Source organism: Acidovorax sp. LjRoot129, from assembly GCF_964253765.1.
Classification (GTDB): Bacteria; Pseudomonadota; Gammaproteobacteria; order Burkholderiales; family Burkholderiaceae_C; genus Acidovorax.
This window is the reverse complement of record NZ_CAXUSE020000001.1, coordinates 4,272,136-4,292,164: the sequence shown is the minus strand read 5'-3', so window position 1 is coordinate 4,292,164 and position 20,029 is coordinate 4,272,136. Positions and strand designations below refer to the sequence as shown.

The window sequence follows — 20,029 nt, the reverse complement described above, 5'->3', positions numbered from 1 at the left end:
ATGCCGGGGCGAGCCGTTCAAGTGCCCAGCTGTCCGGGCATGAAGTACAGCAACACGCTCGTCATGACCAGATACCGGAAGAACTTGCCCACCGCCATGTAGGCAAGGCACGGCCAGAAGGGGAGCTTGAGCCAGCCCGCTACGGCGCACAGCGGATCGCCCACCACGGGCAGCCAGCTCAGCAGGCAGGCGCGTGCGCCAAAGCGCTGCAGCCAGGCCAGGGCGCGCACTTCAGTCGCGCCGCCCCGGGCTCTGTCTACCGCCTTGTGCGCGCCAAAGCCCATCCACCAGCTGATCCCGCCGCCCAACGTGTTGCCGGCGCTGGCCACCAGGATCGCAGGCCAGAACATCTCGGGGTTGATCTTGATGAGGCCGAACACGGCGGGCTCTGAGCCCAGCGGCAGGAGCGTTGCCGAAATGACCGAAACGATGAAGACGGTGCTCAGGCCGAACTGCGGCAGTGCGAGCCATTCAAGCAGCTGGTGCATCCAGATTTCCATAGCCGCGAAGTGTAGGGCGGCGTCAGCGCTCCAATCGTGCGTGGTGGCGCTGTCCTACGCGGGGCTGCGGCATCGGCGCATGCGGGCGGAGCAGGGCGGTTTATATCGTGGGCAACACGGTGCCGAGCAGGAAATCTGCAGGCATGCCACTCAGGAGTTTGCCCATGCATACAACCACCACGCCCCAGATCCCCGCACTTGCCAAGGCCACCCAGCGTCTGCACGGCGCTGCACGCCCGCAGGGCATGCGTTGGCCATCGGTGGTGACGGCGTTCCTGCTGGCCGCTTGTGTGCACAGCCCGCAGGCGGCAGTGCCAGAAACCACTGACCCGCTGGTGGCCACTGCGCCCGGCCCACAGTCCGCACCTGCCTGCCGCGAAACCTCGGACACCCGCGCCGCCCTGCAAGGCGTTGCGCAGGAACTCAAGGAAAAGGGCCTGGCTTTTCGTGCAACCTGCCAGGCCACCGCGGCCGACAGGGCACGCGGCGGCTGGGTGGTGCAGGTAAGGGTGGTGGATGGCCTGAAGGCCAGCAAGGTGGTACGCGGCCCGTTGGCCGATGGGCACGATGTGGATATGGGCACGCCCCCCGGTGTGGAGCTGGCCGGCGCGCAGCCGGGGGCGCAAGGGTTTTCACCCGACGTGCAACACAACCGTGACTGGCTGCGTGGCCTGATGGCCCGCCACCAGTTCGACAACCTGCCCAATGCGTGGTGGCACTTCGCTCAGCGCGGTGCAGCGCCTTCTAAAGCGGCTGACACCGATCTCGCATCGCGGTGATTGACACCGCACTCCGCTGAACAGGCCGAGACGCAACCCAGAGCGTTCGCCCGCCGCTGCCCAGCGCATCGCGGGGCATTCGGCGCCGGTTCCGAGCCCTCGCAGTCACACCACCATCGCCCCATATTTCAGTGGGCGGAACATTTCAGTTGCTGAAATTTTGGGCAGGTACAATCCCGCCTCCTTTTTCAGCATTCGCTGCTGCCCCCTGCGCGCACCCCCCTCCCCATGCACATTGGCCACATCCCTTTGGCGAACCGCCTGTTCGTCGCCCCCATGGCGGGCGTCACGGACCGGCCGTTCCGCCAGTTGTGCAAGGCGCTGGGCGCGGGCTACGCGGTGAGCGAGATGGTGACCTCGCGCAAGGACCTGTGGAACAGCCTCAAAACCTCGCGCCGTGCCAACCATGAGGGGGAGCCTGGGCCGATTGCTGTGCAGATCGCCGGCACCGAGGCGCAGATGATGGCCGAAGCCGCGGTCTACAACGTGGAGCGTGGCGCGCAGATCATCGACATCAACATGGGCTGCCCCGCCAAGAAGGTCTGCAATAAATGGGCGGGCTCCGCCCTGATGCAGAACGAGGCCCTGGCGGTGGAGATCGCCGCTGCGGTGGTTGATGCCTGCGCGCCCTTCAACGTGCCCGTCACGCTGAAGATGCGCACCGGCTGGTGCCAGGAGCACAAGAACGCGGTGCAGCTCGCCCGCGCTTTCGAAGGCGTGGGCATCCAGATGCTCACCGTGCACGGCCGCACGCGCGAGCAGGGCTACAAGGGCCATGCGGAGTACGACACCATCGCGGCGGTCAAGGCCGCGGTGAAGGTGCCCGTGGCGGCCAACGGCGACATCACATCGCCCGAAAAGGCGCGTGATGTGCTGGCCGCCACCGGTGCCGACGCGATCATGATCGGCCGCGCCGCCCAGGGCCGGCCGTGGATCTTCCGCGAGGTCGGCCACTTTCTGGCCACGGGCGAACACCTGGCGCCGCCGCTAGTGGCCGAGGTGCGGCGCCTGCTGCTGGAGCATCTGCACGACCACTACAGCCTGTACGGCGAGCTGACCGGGGTGCGCAGTGCGCGCAAGCACATTGCCTGGTACCTGCGCGCGCTGCCGGGCGGCGAGGCCTTCAGGCAACACATCAATACGATCGAAGACAGCGCCACGCAGTGGCAGGCCGTGGCCGACCACCTGGATGCCCTGGGGCAGCAGATGGACCGGTTGCCAGCCGCCACCGGCGTGGACGCTGACTCAGAAGAACAAGAGGGAATGGCTGCATGAGCAAGAAACACATAGAGGAATGCGTGCGCGAGAGCCTGCAAGGCTACTTTCGCGACCTGGGCGGAGAGACGCCCGACGGCATGTACGACATGCTGGTGCGCGTGGTCGAAAAACCGCTGCTGGAAGTGGTGATGCAGCAGGCCGACAACAACCAGTCCCGCGCCGCCGAATGGCTGGGCCTGAACCGCAACACCCTGCGCAAGAAGCTGTCGCTGCACAAGCTGCTGTGAAGGCCCACGCAACCCATTGCTATTAAATTTGTAGCTGCTAGCGCTTATCCATCAAGCGCCAGGCCCCGTTTTTATTCAAACTTTCCCCACCACCACTGCCATGAACGCACTTCTTTCCGTCTCCGACAAGACCGGCATCGTCGAATTTGCCCAGGCCCTTCACGCGCTGGGCATCAAGCTGCTGTCCACCGGCGGCACCGCCAAGCTGCTGGCCGACAACGGCCTGCCCGTGACCGAGGTGGCCGAGGTCACCCGCTTTCCCGAGATGCTGGACGGCCGCGTGAAGACGCTGCACCCCAAGGTGCACGGCGGCCTGCTGGCCCGCCGCGAACTGCCTGAGCACATGGCCGCCTTGAAGGAGCACGGCATCGACACCATCGACCTGCTGGTGGTCAACCTGTACCCGTTCGAATCCACCGTGGCCAAGGCCGGCTGCACGCTGGCCGACGCCATCGAGAACATCGACATCGGCGGCCCCGCCATGGTGCGCAGCGCCGCCAAGAACTGGAACGACGTGGGCGTGATCACCTCTGCCGACCAGTACGACGCTGTGCTGGCCGAACTGAAAGCAGGCGGTAAGCTCTCCAACAAGCTGCGCTTTGCGCTGTCAGTGGCTGCGTTCAACCGCATCGCCCAGTATGACGGTGCCATCAGCGACTACCTGTCTTCCGTCACGTTCGAAGAAGAAAAACTGTCGGAAACCTACGTGCCCGCGCGCGCCCAGTTCGCCGGCCAAAGCAACGGCATCTTCACCAAGGTGCAAGACCTGCGCTACGGCGAGAACTCGCACCAGCAGGCCGCGCTGTACCGCGACCTGCACCCGGCGCCCGGCTCGCTGGTCACGGCCGAGCAGGTGCAAGGCAAGGAGCTGTCGTACAACAACATCGCCGACGCCGATGCCGCGTGGGAATGCGTCAAGAGCTTCGAGGCGCCTGCCTGCGTCATCGTCAAGCACGCCAACCCCTGCGGCGTGGCCGTGGGCCTGGATGCACTCGATGCGTACAGCAAGGCCTTCCAGACCGATCCCACCAGCGCGTTCGGCGGCATCATCGCCGTCAACCGCACGCTCGACGGCGCGGCCGCAGCGCAGATCAGCAAGCAGTTCGTCGAAGTGCTGATGGCCCCCGACTTCACCGCCGAGGCGCTGGAAGTCTTCAAGGCCAAGGCCAACGTCCGCCTGCTCAAGATCGCGCTGCCACCCCACGCATCCAAGACCGACGTGCTGACCGACTGGCAGCGCGGCCGCAACGCCATGGACGCCAAGCGCATCGGCTCGGGCCTGCTGCTGCAGACGGCCGACAACCATGAGCTGTCGCTCATCGACCTCAAGGTCGTGACCCAAAAGCAGCCCACGCTGGAGCAGCTGGAAGACCTGCTGTTCGCCTGGAAGGTGGCGAAGTACGTCAAGAGCAACGCCATCGTGTTCTGCAAGGGCGGCATGACCATGGGTGTGGGCGCCGGCCAGATGAGCCGCCTGGATTCCGCCCGCATCGCCAGCATCAAGGCCGGCCACGCCAACCTGTCGCTGCAGGGCACCGTGGTGGCCAGCGACGCGTTCTTCCCCTTCCGCGACGGCCTCGATGTGGTGGTGGACGCAGGCGCCACCTGCGTCATCCAGCCCGGCGGCTCGATGCGCGACAACGAAGTCATCGACGCCGCGAATGAGCGCGGCGTGGCGATGGTGTTCAGCGGCGTGCGCCACTTCCGCCATTGATGCGGGTGACATTGCGCAAGCCAATGCGGTGCTGGGATAGCGGGCGCCGATGCCTGGCCCAGCGGGGCTGAGCGCACGCGATGGCCTCACCCCCTACCGACGACGAAGACCAGGACACGACACGCCCGCGCTGGGTGGCGTGGGTGATTGGCGTGCTGGCCGCGGCCATTGCGCTGGGCATGGCGAATCTGGCGTGGATGATGCTCACGGGTCGGCTCGGCCCCACGGCTTAGACAAGTGCCGCAGTGCCTGCCCGTACGCTGCCTGCTGTCACAGCATCGGCGCGGCCGTCGGTCTTATCCAAGTCAACAGCTGCATGCGCTGCCAGGGAGTCGACCGCACGCGGCTGAATGATGATGCAAAAGATACTGTCCACCACGCTGATCGGCATGGTCCTCGGCGTCGGTTCGCTGGCCCATGCTGCAGAAGATCTGCCTTCCATTCAGAAGGACAACAAAGCGGCATACATCATCAAGAGTTCTGTGGGTGTGAATTCGTCAGGCGATCAGGATGTGTGTGGCGATTCGGAGCTTACCGAGCGAAAAATGCGGTTCTTCGTCCAGCATGCGCTCGCGAGCACGGCCTTCAATTATCAAAAGGCAATGATCACGGGTGACTGCACGGCCGAGGGTTTCATCCGTTCTAAAAATGGCAAGACTTACCGGCTGACCATCGATAGCGCCACCGGGTGGGCGGCGTTGGCAGTAGGGAACAGGACCAGATACCTTTACTGCGAACGCTGTGAAGGTATTCTGGACAAGGATTTTTCCCTCGACTGAAATGCGTGCATCGTCCGTACGCACAGGTGAAGCCTGATGCCGGCGCGGTCCGCCTCAGACGACCGGATCAGCCTCTACGGCCTGTATCCCACCAGTAGTGCCTATTGCGCAAAGTCGAGCGGCAACCCCACATAGTTCTCCGCCAGCGAAGTGGACGCCGCACGCGAGTTGACCAAGTAATCCAGTTCCGCCTCCTGCATCTTCTGCCCGAACTCGCCCGTGTCCGGAAAGCGGTGCATCAGCGAGGTGAACCACCACGAGAAGCGCTCGGCGCGCCACACGCGGCGGAGACACCGGTCGGAATACGTGTCGATGCCCGCGCTGGACTTGTCGCGGTAGTAGTCCGACAGCGCATTCCACAGGTACCCCACGTCGCTCGCCGCCAGGTTCAGGCCCTTGGCGCCGGTGGGCGGCACGATGTGGGCGGCGTCGCCCGCCAGGAACAGGCGGCCAAAGCGCATGGGCTCGGCCACGAAGCTGCGCAGCGGGGCGATGCTCATCTCCAGCGCCGGACCGGTGACCAGGTTCTCGCGCGCCTCGGGGTCCAGGCGGTTGCCCAGTTCTGCCCAGAACTGCTCGATGCTCCACTGCTCCACCTTGTCGGTCGATGGCACTTGCAGGTAGTAGCGGCTGCGCGTGTTGCTGCGCATGCTGCACAGCGCAAAGCCGCGCTCGGTGTTGGCGTAGATCAGCTCGTGCGAGACGGGCTTCACGTCGGCCAGCACGCCCAGCCAGCCGAAGGGGTAGACGCGCTCGTAGGTCTTGAGGGCGTCGGCCGGCACGCTGGCGCGGCACACGCCGTGGTAGCCGTCGCAGCCCGCAATGAAGTCGCACAGCACCTCGTGCGTCTGGCCGTCCTTCTCGTACGTCACGCGCGGCTGCTGGCCGTCGAAGTCGTGCACGCTCACGTTCTGGGCGTCGTACACGGTGGCGAGGCCCTCGGCGGCGCGGGCGTCCATCAGGTCGCGGGTCACTTCGGTCTGGCCGTACACGGTGACCCGGCTGCCGCCGGTCAGCGCGTGCAGGTCAATGCGGTGCCGTGCGCCCTTGAACAGCAGCTCGATGCCGTCGTGCGGCAGGCCTTCGGCATGGGCGCGGGCGCCGACCCCGGCCTGGTCCAGCAGGTCCATGCTGACCTGCTCCAGCACGCCGGCGCGGATGCGGCCCAGCACGTAGTCGGGGCTGCGCTGCTCGATGATGACGGCGTCGATGCCGGACGTGTAGAGCAACTGGCCGAGCAGCAGGCCGGCGGGGCCTGCGCCGATGATGGCAACCTGGGTACGCATGGTGGGGCAACCTCGTGGGGAAAAGATGCTGCCAAGCGTAGGTTGATCTGCGTCAAACGGGCAGGGCGCACAGGCGGTAGCGTGCGATTGGCGGATATGTTGTGCGATCATCGCGCAATGACCACCGTTCAGACCGCGTCCTCCATCGCCAAGGCGGACTTCATCGAAGGCATGGCCAAGGGCATGGCGGTGCTGGAGAGTTTCGACACCGAGCGCCAGCGGCTGAACGCCACGCTGGCGGCGCAGCGCACCGGCCTCACGCGTGCTGCGGCCCGCCGGCACCTGCTGACGCTGGCGCACCTGGGTTATCTGGAGACGGACGGCAGCTACTTCTGGCTGGCGCCCAAAGTGCTGCGCTTTTCGGGCAGCTACCTCGCGTCGGCCCGTCTGCCGCGGGTGCTGCAGCCCACGCTCAACCGGCTGGCGGCGCAGACCCAGCAGTCATTCTCGGCCGTGGTGCTGGATGGCAATGAGGTCGTGATCGTGGCGCGCAGCGGCGTGTACGGTGCTCCGTCGCGTGTGCTGGCCTACGGCCTGCACCTGGGCGCGCGGCTGCCGGCGCACCCCACATCCACCGGGCGGGTGCTGCTGGCCGCGCTGCCTGCGGCGGAGCTGACGGCCTGGCTCAAGGGCTGCGCGCTGCAGCGCCTCACGCCGCACACCATCACCCAGGTCGGGCCGCTGCGGCAGGTGATTGCCAAGGTGCGGCGGGACGACTGCTGCCTGGCGGTGGAAGAGCATGAGCTGGGCGTGCACGCGCTGGCCGTGCCGCTGCGCAACCTGCAGGGCCGCACGGTGGCGGCGCTGAACGTGGTGGCGTCACCCAAGCAGATCGACGAGGGCAGCCTGCAGCGCGACATGCTGCCGCTGCTGCAGGAGGCCGCACGCGAGTTGCGCGGCCTGCTCTAACGGCTTGGGAGCCGAAATATGAATGAAAATGGCCGCCAGCGCTTGATGAATAAGCGCTTGTAGCTATTATTTCGATAGCGTTTTGAAAACTTCGCTTGCGGCGGCGATGGTGGCCGCAATGTCGTCGGCCGTGTGGGCGGAGCTCACAAAACCAGCCTCGTACAGCGCCGGCGCAATGTAGACGCCGCGGTCCAGCAAACCATGGAACAGCGTGTTGAAGCGCGCGTTGTCGGTCTTGAGCACCTGGGCGTAGTTCTGGGGCAGCTCGGGCAGCAGGAAGAAGCCGAACATGCCGCCTTCGCAGTCGGCGCTGAAGGGCACACCCTCGGCAGCAGCAGCGCCAGACAACCCATCGACCAGCGAGCGGGTGCGGGCCGAGAGCGCATCGAAGAAGCCGGGCTTTTTGATCTCGCGCAGCGTGGCCAGCCCGCAGGCGGTGGCCACCGGGTTGCCCGACAGCGTGCCGGCCTGGTACACGGCGCCCAGCGGGGCCAGGTGTTCCATGATGGCGCGCGGCCCGCCGAAGGCCGCCAGCGGCATGCCGCCGCCAATCACCTTGCCCAGCACCGTGATGTCGGGCTTGAAGCCGGGGATCGATTGGGCGTACACGCTCTGCGCGCTGCCCAGCGCCACGCGAAAGCCGGTCATCACCTCGTCGAGCACCAGCAGGGCGCCGTATTCGGTGCACAGCTCGCGGCAGCGCTTCATGAACGGGACGCTCGCGCGCACCAGGTTCATGTTGCCGGCAATCGGCTCGATCATCACGCAGGCCAGTTCCTTGCCGTGCAGGGCAAAAGCTTCTTCCAACTGGGCCACGTTGTTGTATTCGAGCACCAGGGTGTGCTGCACCACCTCGGGTGGCACGCCCGCGCTGGTCGCATTGCCAAAGGTGGCCAAGCCCGAGCCGGCCTTGACCAGCAGCGAGTCGGCATGGCCGTGGTAGCAGCCTTCGAACTTGATGAATTTGCTGCGGCCGGTAGCGCCGCGCGCCAGGCGAATGGCGCTCATGCCGGCTTCGGTGCCCGAGCTGACCAGGCGGATCATCTCCATGGAGGGCACCAGGCCCAGTATCTCCTCGGCCAGCTCGACCTCGCGCTCGGTGGGCGCGCCGAAGCTGAAGCCTTCGAGCGCCGCCTTCTGCACCGCGTCGAGCACGGACGGGTGGCCGTGGCCCAGGATCATCGGACCCCACGAGCCGATGTAGTCGATGAAGCGCTGGTCGTTGGCGTCCCAGAAGTACGCACCTTGCGCCCGCTTGATGAAGCGCGGCGTGCCGCCCACGGCCTTGAAGGCCCGCACGGGCGAGTTCACGCCGCCGGGGATGAGCGCCTTGGCGCGTTCGAACAAAGGAATGTTGAGATCAGTGCTTGGTGTCATGGGGGGGCATCACAAAGCCTTCGATGGCCTGTTTATCGTCGATGGGGGTGTCGTCGTCGGCATCGTCATCGTCGTCGGGCTGGGCCCAGAACATGCGGTCGGGCACGATGTGGCCCATGCCGGGGCGAAAGCCGGCATCCAGGCAGCGGTCCAGGTAGCTCAGCGCCTCGCTGGTGGCTTCGCCCAGGTCGTTGCCGGAGGCCACCAAGGCGGTGAGCGCAGCCGAGAGGGTGTCGCCCGCGCCGGCAAAGGTGGCGTCGAACAGTTCGAACTTGCCGTTGCCGAGGATGGTCTGGGGCGATGCGAGCACGTTCTCGACGAACTGCTCGGGCAGGGGGATGCCGGTAACCAGGGTGTAGGGCACGCCCATCTCGGAGGCCGCGCGGGCGATGTCGCGCGCCGTGGGATTCCGGTCGCCGGACCAGTCTGGCAAGAGCCAGCGCCACAGTGTGCTGTGGTTTCCTACCAACACTGAGGTCTGCGGTAACAACAATTCGCGGAAGGCGTCCAGGTACTCGTCAATCTGCTCCTCCGTCCACCACGACAGGTTGGGCATGTAGGCGATCACGGGGACTTCGTCGTAGTCGGTCGTGATTTCGGCGATGGCGCTGATGTTCTCAGGGCTGCCCACGAAGCCGACCTTGATGGCCTGCACCGGCATGTCTTCAAGCACCGTCCGTGCCTGCTCAGCAACGGCTTCGTCGTCGAAGCTGAAATGGTCAAAAATCTGCGCCGTATCGCGTGCGTAGGCGCCGCAGACCACGGCGATCGGGTGGCCGCCGACAGAGGCGATGGTGGTGATGTCGGCGGTCAGGCCGCCGGAGCCGCTGGGGTCGCTGGCGTTGAAGACCAGCACACAGGCCGGGCTGGCGTCTTGCGAACCGTCATCTTCAATATCTATGATTTCTGGGGGGGGTGGGGATGCTTTGGTGGTCATGGACCAGATCCTGCTAGAAGGGTGGCACCGAAGCCGCAGCCCGCTGAGATGACTAGATACAATCGTTGCATTCTATGTGAAGGCCCTTTAAGCTGTGATCGACTCTAAAACTTGGATGTGCTTGATTTGCGGGTGGATATATGACGAAGCTCAAGGATCACCTGAGCACGGCATTGCACCCAACACGCCCTGGGATCAGGTCCCGATGAACTGGACCTGCCCTGAATGTGGCGCCCGCAAAGAAGACTTCGAGATGGTTCAGATTTGAAACGCTGCCGTAACTATGACCGCAGGGTTGTTTATTTTTCCGTCGGGAGCAGTAACAATTGACTACAACAGGCGCATCTTTCAAAGTGCTCGTGGTGGATGACAGCAACACCATCCGTCGAAGCGCCGAGATTTTTCTCAAGCAGGGGGGGCACGAAGTCTTGTTGGCCGACGACGGCTTTGACGCTTTGGCCAAAGTCAACGATTACCAGCCTCAGCTGATCTTCTGCGACATCCTCATGCCCAAGCTCGACGGGTACCAGACCTGCGCCATCATCAAGCGCAACGCCCGTTTTGCAGATACCCCGGTGGTCATGCTGTCCTCGAAGGACGGCGTGTTCGACAAGGCGCGTGGGCGCATGGTCGGCTGCCAGGAATATCTCACCAAACCGTTTACCAAAGACCAACTCCTGCAGGCCGTGCAGCAGTTCGGCAATCCCCAACAAGGAGCGATGTAATGCCCATCCAGAAAGTATTGGTCGTCGACGACTCGAAGACCGAGTTGATGTTTTTGACGGACCTGCTTCAGAAAAAAGGCATGCAGGTACGTACCGCAGAAAATGCCGATGAAGCGTTCCGCCGCCTCGCAGAAGAAAAGCCGGACCTGATCCTCATGGATGTGGTGATGCCCGGCCAGAACGGTTTTCAGCTCACGCGGGCCATCACCCGTGATCCGCTCTATGCCGATGTGCCCATCATCATGTGCACCAGCAAGAATCAAGAGACGGACCGCGTCTGGGGGATGCGTCAGGGTGCGCGTGGCTATATCACCAAGCCCGTGGATCCCGCTGAACTGCAGGCCAAAATCGACGCTTTGAACTGAGGCTGCGGCGCGTTCATGGCCAACCGCGAAGCCCTGCGAGAGCTCCAGACCCGACTTGCCAGCCGACTGCAGGCTGCAAGAACCGAAGGAACGTCTGTGTCGTCCTGGCTGGCTGTAGAGTCCGCCGGGAGTCTCTATTTGCTGCCCCTGGGACAGTCGGGGGAAATCTTCCCCTGGGTCGCCATCCAGGCGGTGCCCTACACCCAAAGCTGGTTCCTGGGCGTCGCGAACCTGCGCGGCGGTCTGGTGGGTGTGGTCGATCTGGCGGGCCTGCTAGGTTCGGCCGCTCCGCGCACTGAGCAGGCCCTGACCGAAGCCAGCCTGCTGGCCTTCAATGCGGCCCTCGAAGTGAACGCCGCTTTGCTGGTCGATCGGCTTGCCGGCTTGCGCGGGACCGACGCGTTCGTGTCCTCCGAGCCGCCTGCCGGGGACGCCCCCGCCTTCTTTGGCACCACTTATATCGATTCCAGCGGTACGCGCTGGCAGGAACTGAACCTGCAGGTTCTTTCCCAACATCCCGCTTTCCTGAGCATCAGTGCTTGAGTTTTTCTGTAAGGCTGCACCATGTCCGTCGTCAATCAATTTGGAAAACTGTTCAACCGGAAACCTGACACGCCGGACACCGGCGCGCATGCCGGCGCTGTCGATGACGGGCAGGACCTTCTGGCCACGGGCTCGCTGGACGGCGGGCAACTGCGCGATGCGTACCAGGCCGAAGCCATGAACAGCGTGCAGGGCGATCCCGACGGTTACACGCCGGAGCTGACGGCGCCCGATGTCGAGGAGGACCTCATCTCTCTGCCACTGCTGGGCCGCGCTACGACTGCCGCCCACCAGCGGCGGCTGCTGGGCTTGCTGCTTTTCGGGGTGTTGGTGCTGGGTGCGATTGCATTCTGGGTGCTGCAGCAAGCCGATCGCTCCGCGCAGCAGCTGGCCGCTACCGGCCAATCGCTGATGCAGTCGCAGCGCCTGGCCAAGTCGGTATCGCAGGCCCTGGTGGGTAGCCCCCAGGCCTTCCCTGACGTGGTGGAAAGCTCGGGCGTGTTGGCGCGCAACGTGCGTGGCCTGACTGCCGGTGACAAGGAACTGGGCGTGGAATCGCTGGGCGAGCCCTACAAGCCGGACCTGGATGCGGTCAATCCGCTGATGGAACGCGCAGAGCGCAATGCCAGCGTGGTGATGGGCCAGCAAAAAATTCTGACCCAGGTGGGTGACGCTCTGCGCACCATCAACCGCCAGTCGTCCGATCTGCTGGAAATTGCCGAAACCGTGTCGTCGCTGAAACTGCAGCAAAACGCTCCAGCCGCTGAAATCTCCGCGGCCGGCCAGCTGGTGATGTTGACGCAGCGTATCGGCAAGTCCGCCAACGAATTTCAGACCATGGAAGGCGTCAGCCCCGAGGCCGTGTTCTTGCTTGGCAAGGATTTGAACTCGTTCAAGGAAATCGCCCAAGGCCTTCTGGATGGCAGCCCTGAACTGCGCCTGGCGGCAACCAAGGATGCACAGACCCGTGAACAACTCGAAGCGCTGATCAAGCTCTATGAGCAGACCCGCACACAGGCTAGCGCCATTTTGGGCAACCTGCAGGGCCTGGTGTCTGCCCGCGAAGCGCAGTCCGCCATCATTGCCGACAGCGAACCACTGCGCCGCCAGCTTGAAGGCCTGCAGACCAAGCTCTCCGCCCAGACGGGTGTGGGCGGTGGCCAGCTGGCAGCCCTGGCCCTTGCCGGCCTGTTCGTGATTCTTTGCGGCGTGGGCATCTCGCGCGTTCAGCTGCTGGACAGCCGGGGCCGCCAGACAGCTGCCGAATCGCAGCAAAAGGATGCCAAGCGCCAGGAGCAGGAAGCCAAGCGCGTCAACGACGCCAACCAGGCCGCCATTTTGCGTTTGATGAACGAACTGCAGTCGGTCGCTGAAGGCGACTTGACCCAGGAAGCCACCGTGACCGAAGACATCACGGGCGCCATTGCCGACTCGGTGAACTACACGGTGGAAGAACTTCGCCAGCTGGTGGGCAGCGTGCAGAACACGGCAACCCGGGTGGCACAGACGACAGCCCAGGTGGACAGCACGTCGACCGAGCTGCTGGCCGCATCGACCGAACAGCTGCGCGAAATTCGTGAAACCGGCCGCTCCGTTCTGGACATGGCGACCCGAATCAACGAAGTGTCCACCCAGGCGCAAGAGTCCGCTACAGTGGCCCGCCAATCGCTGCAAGCTGCCGATTCCGGTCTGCAGGCTGTGCAGAACGCCATCGGCGGTATGAACTCCATCCGCGACCAGATCCAGGACACCTCCAAGCGGATCAAGCGCCTGGGCGAATCGTCACAGGAGATTGGCGAAATCACCGAGCTGATTTCCGACATTACCGAGCAGACGAACGTGCTGGCCCTGAATGCCGCCATCCAGGCCGCTTCCGCCGGTGAAGCCGGCCGAGGCTTCTCGGTGGTGGCCGAAGAAGTGCAGCGACTGGCTGAACGTTCCGCAGACGCCACGCGCCAGATCTCGGCGCTGGTGAAGGCCATTCAGACCGACACCCAGGATGCCGTGGCCGCTATGGAGCGCTCCACGCAGGGTGTGGTGGAAGGGGCCCGCCTGTCCGACAGCGCCGGTACCGCACTGACCGAGATTGACCGCGTGTCGCGCCGCCTTGCTGAACTGATTGAGCAGATCTCGTCTTCGACCTCCAAGGAAGCTGTCCTCGCCAATGAAGTGGCTGACAACATCCAGCACATTTTTGCGGTGACGGAGCAGACGGGTGAAGGTACCCGCACCACGGCGCAACAGGTGCGCGAACTCTCGCACATGGCCGAGGAATTGCGCCAATCGGTGGCACGGTTCAAGATCGCCTGACCCCGCAGTTAGTCGTTAGTCATCAACCAGCTGGCTCCTAGCAGCCGGGGACGAATCCATGTCATCTATTGATGTCAACAATGCACCGGCGGCGGATGGGACTCAGGGGGATCAGGACCTGGGCCCGTTGGCTTGGGTGCTTGACGAACTGCGCAAATCCCTTGACGGTGCTGTCAAGGCCATGCGGCGCTTCGTGCGCGATGCAGAAGCCGCTCGTGAATCAGACCTTGCGGCGCTGGATGCTGGCCCGCTTCGGATCGCCCGTCAGCAGCTGCACCAGGCCTGCGGTGCGCTTGAAATGGTCGGCATGGGCCCTCCCGCGCTCGTCTTGCGCGCCATGGAGTCCGCAGTCCAGAAGTTTGTGCAGCGGCCCGAAACCTGCAGCGATGACGCTGCAGCGGTCATCGAGCGCGCCAGTTTTGCGCTGATTGAATACCTTGAAACCGTTCTGGCGGGCAAAGCAGCTTCGCCCGTCGCACTGTTTCCGCAATACCGGGATGCCCAGGCTCTGGCCGGCGCCGACCGGGTCCACCCTGCCGATCTGTGGCCGGTGGAACGCCGCTTTCGTGAACCCGAAGGAACGGTGTCGGCTGCGCCGCTGCCCTACGGCACCGAGGCACGGGCGCGCCTGGACTCCGCGGTTTTGCGGATCGTCAAATCGGGCGACCAAAAAGCCGCACTGAGCCTGAGGGACACCTGCCTGGGGTTTGTCGCCTCTCAGCCAGACCGGCAGTCGCGTGCGTTCTGGAAGATCTGTGCGGGCTTTTTTGAAGCGTTTGGCAATGGCCTGCTTCCCGCGGACGTCTATGTCAAGCGTGTGGCGTCCCGTGTGCTGATGCAGTACGCCACCCTGGCCAAGGGTGATACGACCATCGCTGATCGCCTTGTTCAGGACTTGCTGTTTTTCTGTTCGCAGGCCAAGCCGGCAGACGCAGCCACGGTCGAAATACCTTCCTTGCAAGCCGTGCGGCAGGCTTTTGCGTTGGATCGGTTCAAGCCAGTAGATTACGAATCCGCACGTTTCGGTCGGTTCGACCCGGCCATGTTGGCCCAAGCCCGCAAGCGGATCGCCGCAGCCACCGAGACCTGGTCGGCCCTGGCTGGTGGAGACCGCAACAAGCTCAAGCCCGCAGCGGACCAATTCAGCTTGGTTTGCGACTCCCTGCGCAAGCTGCAACCCGGCAGTGAAAGCCTGGCCCAGGCCCTGACGCGGACGCTGGACGCGACCACGCGTTCGGGCGAGCCCCCATCGGCCGCGCTGGCCATGGAAGTGGCAACCTCGGTGCTGTATCTGCAGGCAACCTTTGAGGAACTGGATGCGGCCGACGACCAGATGGAGGTCCGGTCGAACCGTCTTGCCGAGCGTCTGGACGCGGTCAGCGCGGGCGCGCAGCCCGAGCCGCTGGAACAGTGGATGGAAGAGCTGTACCGCAGGGTCAGCGACAACCAGACCATGGGCAGTGTCGTGGACGAGCTGCGCTCCACGCTCGGCGAGGCCGAGAAGGCGCTCGATCAGTTTTTCCGCAATCCCCAGGACACCGCAGTCCTGGCGAGCGTGCCCACCCACCTCGCCCAGATGCGGGGCGTTTTGTCGGTGTTGGGCCTCGACCAAGCCTCCCTCGCCGTGGTGCGCATGCGCGACATGGTCGAACGCTTGCTCATCAACGAAGTGCCCGAGGCCGACCGCCAAAGCGTTTTCGAGAAGCTGGGCAACAGCCTGGGCGCTCTGGGCTTTTTGATCGACATGCTCAGCTACCAGCGCACCATGGCGCGCAAGCTGTTTGTGTACGACGAAGAGTTGGGTGAGCTGCGCATCCTCATGGGCAAGACCCGCCCCCGTGCCTCCGATGCCGTGGAAGAGTCGCCTGCCAAGCTCGAGGAGCGGACGATTCCGCTACCCGATGTGATGCCGCGGTTCCCGGTGCAGGAGCCCCTCAGCGAGCCCACCGATTTTGGCTCTCTGCCTTCGTTGCCGGACATGCCCTCGGCTGTCTCCAGCGCAGCGACTGCGGAGCAGGAGCCTGCTGCGCTCTCGCCCGAGATCGCCTTTGACCTGCCCGCTGCTGCGCAAAGCGGTGCCGACCCGGCACCCGTGCCCACTGCTGCGCCCGTGGCAGCTGCAGCCCCAGCGCCCGACATCGAGGACGAACTGCTCGAGGTCTTTCTTGAAGAGGCCCGTGAGGTGGTCGTCAACGGTTTGGCGGCCATTGCAGTGCTCAAGGATGAGCCTGGCAATCTCAGTGAACAGACCACTTTGCGCCGCGCGTTCCATACGCTCAAGGGCAGCTCAAGGATGGTGGGCCTGAACGATTTCGGCGAGGCCGCCTGGTCGATGGAGCAATTGCTCAACGCCTGGTTGGCGGAGCAAAAGCCCATGCAGCCGAGCTTGCTGGACCTCTCGTCCGACGCGCTGCGGGCTTTCAGCCGCTGGGCCGACGACATTGCTACGGGCCAGGCCTCCGCCTGGAGGCCAGACACCTTCCACGCGTCGGCCGATGCCATGCGACTGGATGGCAGTCTGGTGCCTCTGGTGGTTCCGGACGGCGCGCTGCCGCCGGCCGAAGCCTCCGTGGTGCCAGAACCCGCGGTGAACACCGACGAACAGTTTGGGAAGACCTTGTCCTTCGACGTTGCCGAGCTGCGCGCCGAAGAACCGCCGCAGGCCATCGAGGAAGACCTGGTCGTTCCCGATTTCGAAGCCACCGAAATTTCGGAGCACATGATCGAAGAGGCCGCGGCCGCGCCGGAAGTGGCGGAGGACATCGACTTCTCGGTCTTCAGCGCCGCGCTGAACGAAGCGCCGCCAGTGGCCGAGCCAGTGGTTCCGGATCCTTCGAGCGTGGATTTTGTGCTCGACCTTGAGCTCCCCGATCTGGAGCCTGTGGCTGCCGCTCCCGTCATCGACGAGCCGGTATCGCTGCTCGCGGCACCCGCGGATGAAGAGGCGGACGCAGCGCCGGCCCTGCCTTCCGCGGAATCAATCGAAGCGGTCGAATTTCTCGAAGCGCAAGAGTTTGCTGAACTGGAAAAGCTTTTGGACGCTGGCGAGCCGGAGCACGCCACGGCGGCGGATGGCGCTGAGCCTGCCGTTGATGGTCTTCAGGAAGCCGAGCCGGTGGCGGAGGCCATCGATTTGGCCGAGCCTCTGGCGCAGGACGACGCCTCGAGCGACGACGCCGTGAAGGTCATCGACACGCTGCGCATTCCAATCCCGCTGTACAACGTGTACCTGAACGAGGCCGACGAATGGTCGCGCCGTCTGGTGACGAGCCTGCAGGAATGGGCCCTGGAACTCCACGAGCCCCTGCCCGACAACGCCGTGGCGCTGGCGCACTCCCTGGCCGGCAGCTCGGCCACGGTAGGTTTCAGCGCACTGTCCGAAATGGCCCGCACGCTGGAGCATGCACTGCAGCACGTGCAGTTCCAGTCTGGCGGCACCGAGGAGCAGGGCCAAGCCTTCATGGCAGCGGCCGAAGATATTCGGCGCCTGTTGCACCAATTTGCTGCGGGCTTCCTCAAGGAGCCGAGCCAGGAAGTGCTCGCGCAGCTGCGCCAGATCCTGGAAACCGAGGTCGAGAACACCCTTACGCCGCCCGAAGAAGATGCGGCAGAAGCGTTCCCGATGGATGCTGCTGCGGAGGTGGTGCAGCCAGCGGCCGCAGAGGCATCAACCGTGGTTGAGACGCTGGATGAGCCCGAGACCTTCGCCGAGGCGACGCTGGAGCCCGCTCCGCTCATCGTTCCGCAAGGCCATGTGGCGCCCGCCCTGTCGGTGGTGGTCCCCGACCAAGATCAACTGGTCGACGACGCGATTGCCCGCGCCGTGGCGCTGGGTTCGGACGTGGACGACGATATCGACGCCATCGACGTCATCGATCCGGACCTGTTCCCGATCTTCGAGGAAGAGGCGGCTGAACTGTTGCCGCAGCTCGGTGGCGCTCTGCGCCAATGGGCTTCCCGCCCCGACAACCTGGGTGCGCGCAGCGAGGTGCTCCGGGCACTTCACACGCTCAAAGGCAGTTCGCGCCTGGCAGGTGCGATGCGCCTGGGCGAGATGGCCCACCGGTTGGAATCAGCCATCGAGCACCTCGACGCAGAAACGGTCACAACCGACCAGATCGAGCCTTTACAAGGCAGTTTTGACGGGCTGCAGGCCAATTTTGATGCCCTGCGAGCGATTGGCCAGACCGGTGCGGACACGGTGGTGTCGCTGCCTGTGGAGCCGAGTCGTTCGGGCACTTCCACAGCGGCACCGACAGACACAAGCTCTGCGGCAGCAGTAGTTCCCGCGCCTGCAGGTGCAGCTGCGGTATCGCTGATCGGCTCCCAGGCAGCCCGCATGCCCGGACCCTCGCAGCTCGCACCTTTGCGTGTGGCGTCGAATCAGTCGGTGCGTGTGCGCGCCCAGTTGCTGGACCGCCTGGTCAATCAGGCTGGCGAGGTGATGATCAGCCGCTCACGCCTGGATGTGCGCCTGGGGCAGTTCCGCAGTTCGCTCACCGATCTTTCGGGCAACCTCGACAGGCTGCGGCAACAGCTGCGCGACATCGAAGTGCAGGCCGAATCACAAATGCAGTCGCGGCTGGCGCTGTCCAAGGATTCCGCTGCGGGCTTTGATCCGCTGGAGTTCGACCGCTTCACCCGGGTGCAAGAGCTCACGCGCATGATGGCCGAGTCGGTGAACGACGTGGCCACCGTGCAGCGCAACCTGCAGCGCGCCATGGAAGGCGCTGAGGACGACCTCATTGCCCAGGGCCGCCAGGCCCGCGAGCTGCAGCGCGATTTGCTGCGCACCCGCATGGTGGAGTTCGAGGGCATTGCCGAACGTCTGTACGCCGTGGTGCGCCAGGCGTCCAAGGAAACCGGCAAGCAGATCAAGCTCGATATCACCGGCGGCTCCATTGAAATGGACCGCGGCGTGCTGGACCGGATGACGCCTGCGTTCGAGCATTTGCTGCGCAACTGCGTGGCCCACGGCATCGAAGACCCCGAAGTGCGGACGGCGGCGGGCAAGCCAGCTTCCGGAACGATCACGGTGGATCTGCACCACGAAGGCAACGACGTGTCGGTGGAATTCCGCGACGACGGTGCTGGCCTGAATTTGCCGCGTATTCGTGAGAAGGCTCAGGCGCAAGGCATCGTGGAGCCCGGCGTGGAGCTGAGCGACGCAGAGGCCGCCCAACTGATTTTCATGCCTGGGTTCTCTACGGCTTCGGAGGTTACGGGGCTCGCAGGGCGCGGGATTGGCATGGACGTCGTCCGCGCCGAAATCAACGCGCTTGGTGGCCGCATCGAGACTTCCACCGAAGCCGGCAGAGGGGCGGCGTTCCGGATGGTGCTGCCCCTGACTACCGCGGTGACGCAGGTGGTGATGCTGCGCGCAGGCGACCTGGCCATTGGCGTGCCTGCCAGCGTGGTCGAGATCGTGCGCCGCACTTCGGCCCAGGATCTAGAGGAGGCCTACCGCACCGGAACCTTCGACGACGGTACGGAAAAGGTCCCCTTCTTCTGGGCAGGTGCCCTGCTGCAGGCCTCGGGCCGCAGCCACGAGCCTGCCGGCAAGACCCGCCCTGTGGTGATTTTCCGAAGCGCCGCACAGCGCATCGCGATGCACGTGGACGAAGTGCTGGGCAACCAGGAAGTCGTGGTGAAGAACCTGGGTCCCCAGCTGTCCCGTCTGCCCGGTCTGGCCGGCATGTCGGTGCTGGCTTCGGGTGCTGTGGTGCTGATCTACAACCCGGTCGCTCTGTCGACGGTGTACGGCGAGCAGGTTCGCGCTGCCAGTGTGGGTTTGCCACCAGTCGCACAAGAGCGTGGCACCGGTTCTGGCAAGGCCTTGGTATCCCCGCAGTTGGCGGGCCCAAGCCAGGTGCCACTGGTGTTGGTGGTCGACGATTCGATCACGGTGCGCCGCGTCACGCAGCGCCTGCTGCAGCGCGAAGGCTACCGGGTCTCCCTGGCGGCCGACGGCCTTCAGGCGCTCGAGCGCCTGCAGGAAGAACGTCCTACCGTGGTGCTCTCCGACATCGAAATGCCGCGCATGGATGGTTTTGACCTGGCGCGCAACATCCGGGCCGACGGTGCCCTGCGCGACCTGCCGATCATCATGATCACCTCGCGGATCGCCGAAAAGCACCGCGAGCATGCGATGGAGCTGGGCGTGAACCACTACCTGGGCAAGCCGTACTCGGATGAGGAGCTGCTGAGCCTGGTCCAGCACTACGCTCGCCTGGAAGCGGCGGCCGCCGAGGCCTGAGTAGCCGGCTTGATGAACGTGGGCCTCGGCCTGCAGCGCCCCAC

General features: G+C 64.7%; 17 protein-coding genes. 13 read left to right on the top strand and 4 right to left on the bottom strand.

Annotated features, from left to right (window positions below; all coding sequences use genetic code 11):
• Positions 1 to 17: 17 nt before the first annotated feature.
• Complete coding sequence (locus ACSQ3Q_RS19705; protein ID WP_436136021.1) at positions 18 to 488, bottom strand: YqaA family protein; 471 nt, start codon at positions 486 to 488, stop codon at positions 18 to 20.
• A 176-nt stretch (positions 489 to 664) separates the two neighbouring features.
• Here ACSQ3Q_RS19705 and ACSQ3Q_RS19700 point away from each other — a divergent pair, with 176 nt between their 5' ends.
• The 6 genes from ACSQ3Q_RS19700 (at position 665) to ACSQ3Q_RS19675 (ending at position 5,277) form a co-directional block, all read left to right on the top strand.
• Entirely contained in the window at positions 665 to 1,279 is a 615-nt protein-coding gene (locus ACSQ3Q_RS19700) for a D-Ala-D-Ala dipeptidase (protein WP_436136020.1), read from the top strand.
• A gap of 228 nt (positions 1,280 to 1,507) precedes the next feature.
• A complete protein-coding gene (gene dusB, locus ACSQ3Q_RS19695; RefSeq protein ID WP_436136019.1) occupies positions 1,508 to 2,554 on the top strand; it encodes a tRNA dihydrouridine synthase DusB in 1,047 nt (348 codons plus the stop codon).
• The gene (locus ACSQ3Q_RS19690; protein WP_056167477.1) at positions 2,551 to 2,784 is read left to right on the top strand and encodes a Fis family transcriptional regulator; all 234 of its coding nucleotides are present in this window, start codon (positions 2,551 to 2,553) and stop codon (positions 2,782 to 2,784) included. The genes dusB and ACSQ3Q_RS19690 overlap by 4 nt, the downstream gene beginning before the upstream one ends.
• A gap of 100 nt (positions 2,785 to 2,884) precedes the next feature.
• Complete coding sequence (gene purH, locus ACSQ3Q_RS19685; protein ID WP_436136018.1) at positions 2,885 to 4,498, top strand: bifunctional phosphoribosylaminoimidazolecarboxamide formyltransferase/IMP cyclohydrolase; 1,614 nt, start codon at positions 2,885 to 2,887, stop codon at positions 4,496 to 4,498.
• 80 nt (positions 4,499 to 4,578) lie between these two features.
• A complete protein-coding gene (locus ACSQ3Q_RS19680; RefSeq protein WP_436136017.1) occupies positions 4,579 to 4,731 on the top strand; it encodes a hypothetical protein in 153 nt (50 codons plus the stop codon).
• 123 nt (positions 4,732 to 4,854) lie between these two features.
• A complete protein-coding gene (locus tag ACSQ3Q_RS19675) occupies positions 4,855 to 5,277 on the top strand; it encodes a hypothetical protein (RefSeq protein ID WP_436136016.1) in 423 nt (140 codons plus the stop codon).
• A 101-nt stretch (positions 5,278 to 5,378) separates the two neighbouring features.
• Here ACSQ3Q_RS19675 and pobA read toward each other — a convergent pair whose 3' ends face one another.
• On the bottom strand, positions 5,379 to 6,563 hold the full coding sequence (pobA, locus tag ACSQ3Q_RS19670; RefSeq protein WP_436136015.1) for a 4-hydroxybenzoate 3-monooxygenase: 1,185 nt from the start codon (positions 6,561 to 6,563) through the stop codon (positions 5,379 to 5,381).
• Positions 6,564 to 6,680: 117 nt separating this feature from the next.
• Here pobA and ACSQ3Q_RS19665 point away from each other — a divergent pair, with 117 nt between their 5' ends.
• A complete protein-coding gene (locus ACSQ3Q_RS19665) occupies positions 6,681 to 7,472 on the top strand; it encodes an IclR family transcriptional regulator domain-containing protein (protein WP_436136014.1) in 792 nt (263 codons plus the stop codon).
• 66 nt (positions 7,473 to 7,538) lie between these two features.
• Here ACSQ3Q_RS19665 and hemL read toward each other — a convergent pair whose 3' ends face one another.
• Positions 7,539 to 8,849 carry a glutamate-1-semialdehyde 2,1-aminomutase gene (hemL, locus tag ACSQ3Q_RS19660; protein WP_436136013.1) on the bottom strand — a complete coding sequence of 437 codons (1,311 nt, stop codon included), beginning with the start codon at positions 8,847 to 8,849 and terminating at the stop codon, positions 7,539 to 7,541.
• Positions 8,833 to 9,786: a bifunctional hydroxymethylpyrimidine kinase/phosphomethylpyrimidine kinase gene (gene thiD, locus ACSQ3Q_RS19655; protein ID WP_436136012.1), complete on the bottom strand. Its 954-nt coding sequence runs from the start codon at positions 9,784 to 9,786 to the stop codon at positions 8,833 to 8,835. Before thiD ends, hemL begins: the two co-directional genes overlap by 17 nt.
• A 94-nt stretch (positions 9,787 to 9,880) precedes the next feature.
• On the opposite strand from thiD, the gene ACSQ3Q_RS19650 reads away from it, so the two are divergent.
• From ACSQ3Q_RS19650 to ACSQ3Q_RS19625, 6 genes are read left to right on the top strand one after another with little or no spacing between them, the layout of a single operon-like run.
• A complete protein-coding gene (locus ACSQ3Q_RS19650; RefSeq protein ID WP_409827011.1) occupies positions 9,881 to 10,054 on the top strand; it encodes a rubredoxin in 174 nt (57 codons plus the stop codon).
• Positions 10,055 to 10,112: 58 nt separating this feature from the next.
• On the top strand, positions 10,113 to 10,511 hold the full coding sequence (locus ACSQ3Q_RS19645; protein WP_436136011.1) for a response regulator: 399 nt from the start codon (positions 10,113 to 10,115) through the stop codon (positions 10,509 to 10,511).
• Positions 10,511 to 10,876 (top strand): response regulator, encoded by a 366-nt coding sequence (locus ACSQ3Q_RS19640; RefSeq protein ID WP_010459520.1) that lies wholly within the window; start codon positions 10,511 to 10,513, stop codon positions 10,874 to 10,876. Before ACSQ3Q_RS19645 ends, ACSQ3Q_RS19640 begins: the two co-directional genes overlap by 1 nt.
• Before the next feature lie 15 nt (positions 10,877 to 10,891).
• Entirely contained in the window at positions 10,892 to 11,419 is a 528-nt protein-coding gene (locus ACSQ3Q_RS19635) for a chemotaxis protein CheW (protein ID WP_436136010.1), read from the top strand.
• A 21-nt stretch (positions 11,420 to 11,440) separates the two neighbouring features.
• Positions 11,441 to 13,729 carry a methyl-accepting chemotaxis protein gene (locus ACSQ3Q_RS19630; protein ID WP_436136009.1) on the top strand — a complete coding sequence of 763 codons (2,289 nt, stop codon included), beginning with the start codon at positions 11,441 to 11,443 and terminating at the stop codon, positions 13,727 to 13,729.
• Positions 13,730 to 13,787: 58 nt separating this feature from the next.
• Positions 13,788 to 19,985: an Hpt domain-containing protein gene (locus tag ACSQ3Q_RS19625; RefSeq protein WP_436136008.1), complete on the top strand. Its 6,198-nt coding sequence runs from the start codon at positions 13,788 to 13,790 to the stop codon at positions 19,983 to 19,985.
• Positions 19,986 to 20,029: the final 44 nt, after the last annotated feature.

Bases quoted from the DNA above. Each gene is read 5' to 3' on its own strand.
- ACSQ3Q_RS19705 (WP_436136021.1), bottom strand. From the start codon at position 488: ATGCACCAGCTGCTTGAATGGCTCGCACTGCCGCAGTTCGGCCTGAGC.
- ACSQ3Q_RS19700 (WP_436136020.1), top strand. From the start codon at position 665: ATGCATACAACCACCACGCCCCAGATCCCCGCACTTGCCAAGGCCACC.
- dusB (WP_436136019.1), top strand. From the start codon at position 1,508: ATGCACATTGGCCACATCCCTTTGGCGAACCGCCTGTTCGTCGCCCCC.
- ACSQ3Q_RS19690 (WP_056167477.1), top strand. From the start codon at position 2,551: ATGAGCAAGAAACACATAGAGGAATGCGTGCGCGAGAGCCTGCAAGGC.
- purH (WP_436136018.1), top strand. From the start codon at position 2,885: ATGAACGCACTTCTTTCCGTCTCCGACAAGACCGGCATCGTCGAATTT.
- ACSQ3Q_RS19680 (WP_436136017.1), top strand. From the start codon at position 4,579: ATGGCCTCACCCCCTACCGACGACGAAGACCAGGACACGACACGCCCG.
- ACSQ3Q_RS19675 (WP_436136016.1), top strand. From the start codon at position 4,855: ATGCAAAAGATACTGTCCACCACGCTGATCGGCATGGTCCTCGGCGTC.
- pobA (WP_436136015.1), bottom strand. From the start codon at position 6,563: ATGCGTACCCAGGTTGCCATCATCGGCGCAGGCCCCGCCGGCCTGCTG.
- ACSQ3Q_RS19665 (WP_436136014.1), top strand. From the start codon at position 6,681: ATGACCACCGTTCAGACCGCGTCCTCCATCGCCAAGGCGGACTTCATC.
- hemL (WP_436136013.1), bottom strand. From the start codon at position 8,849: ATGACACCAAGCACTGATCTCAACATTCCTTTGTTCGAACGCGCCAAG.
- thiD (WP_436136012.1), bottom strand. From the start codon at position 9,786: ATGACCACCAAAGCATCCCCACCCCCCCCAGAAATCATAGATATTGAA.
- ACSQ3Q_RS19640 (WP_010459520.1), top strand. From the start codon at position 10,511: ATGCCCATCCAGAAAGTATTGGTCGTCGACGACTCGAAGACCGAGTTG.
- ACSQ3Q_RS19635 (WP_436136010.1), top strand. From the start codon at position 10,892: ATGGCCAACCGCGAAGCCCTGCGAGAGCTCCAGACCCGACTTGCCAGC.
- ACSQ3Q_RS19630 (WP_436136009.1), top strand. From the start codon at position 11,441: ATGTCCGTCGTCAATCAATTTGGAAAACTGTTCAACCGGAAACCTGAC.
- ACSQ3Q_RS19625 (WP_436136008.1), top strand. From the start codon at position 13,788: ATGTCATCTATTGATGTCAACAATGCACCGGCGGCGGATGGGACTCAG.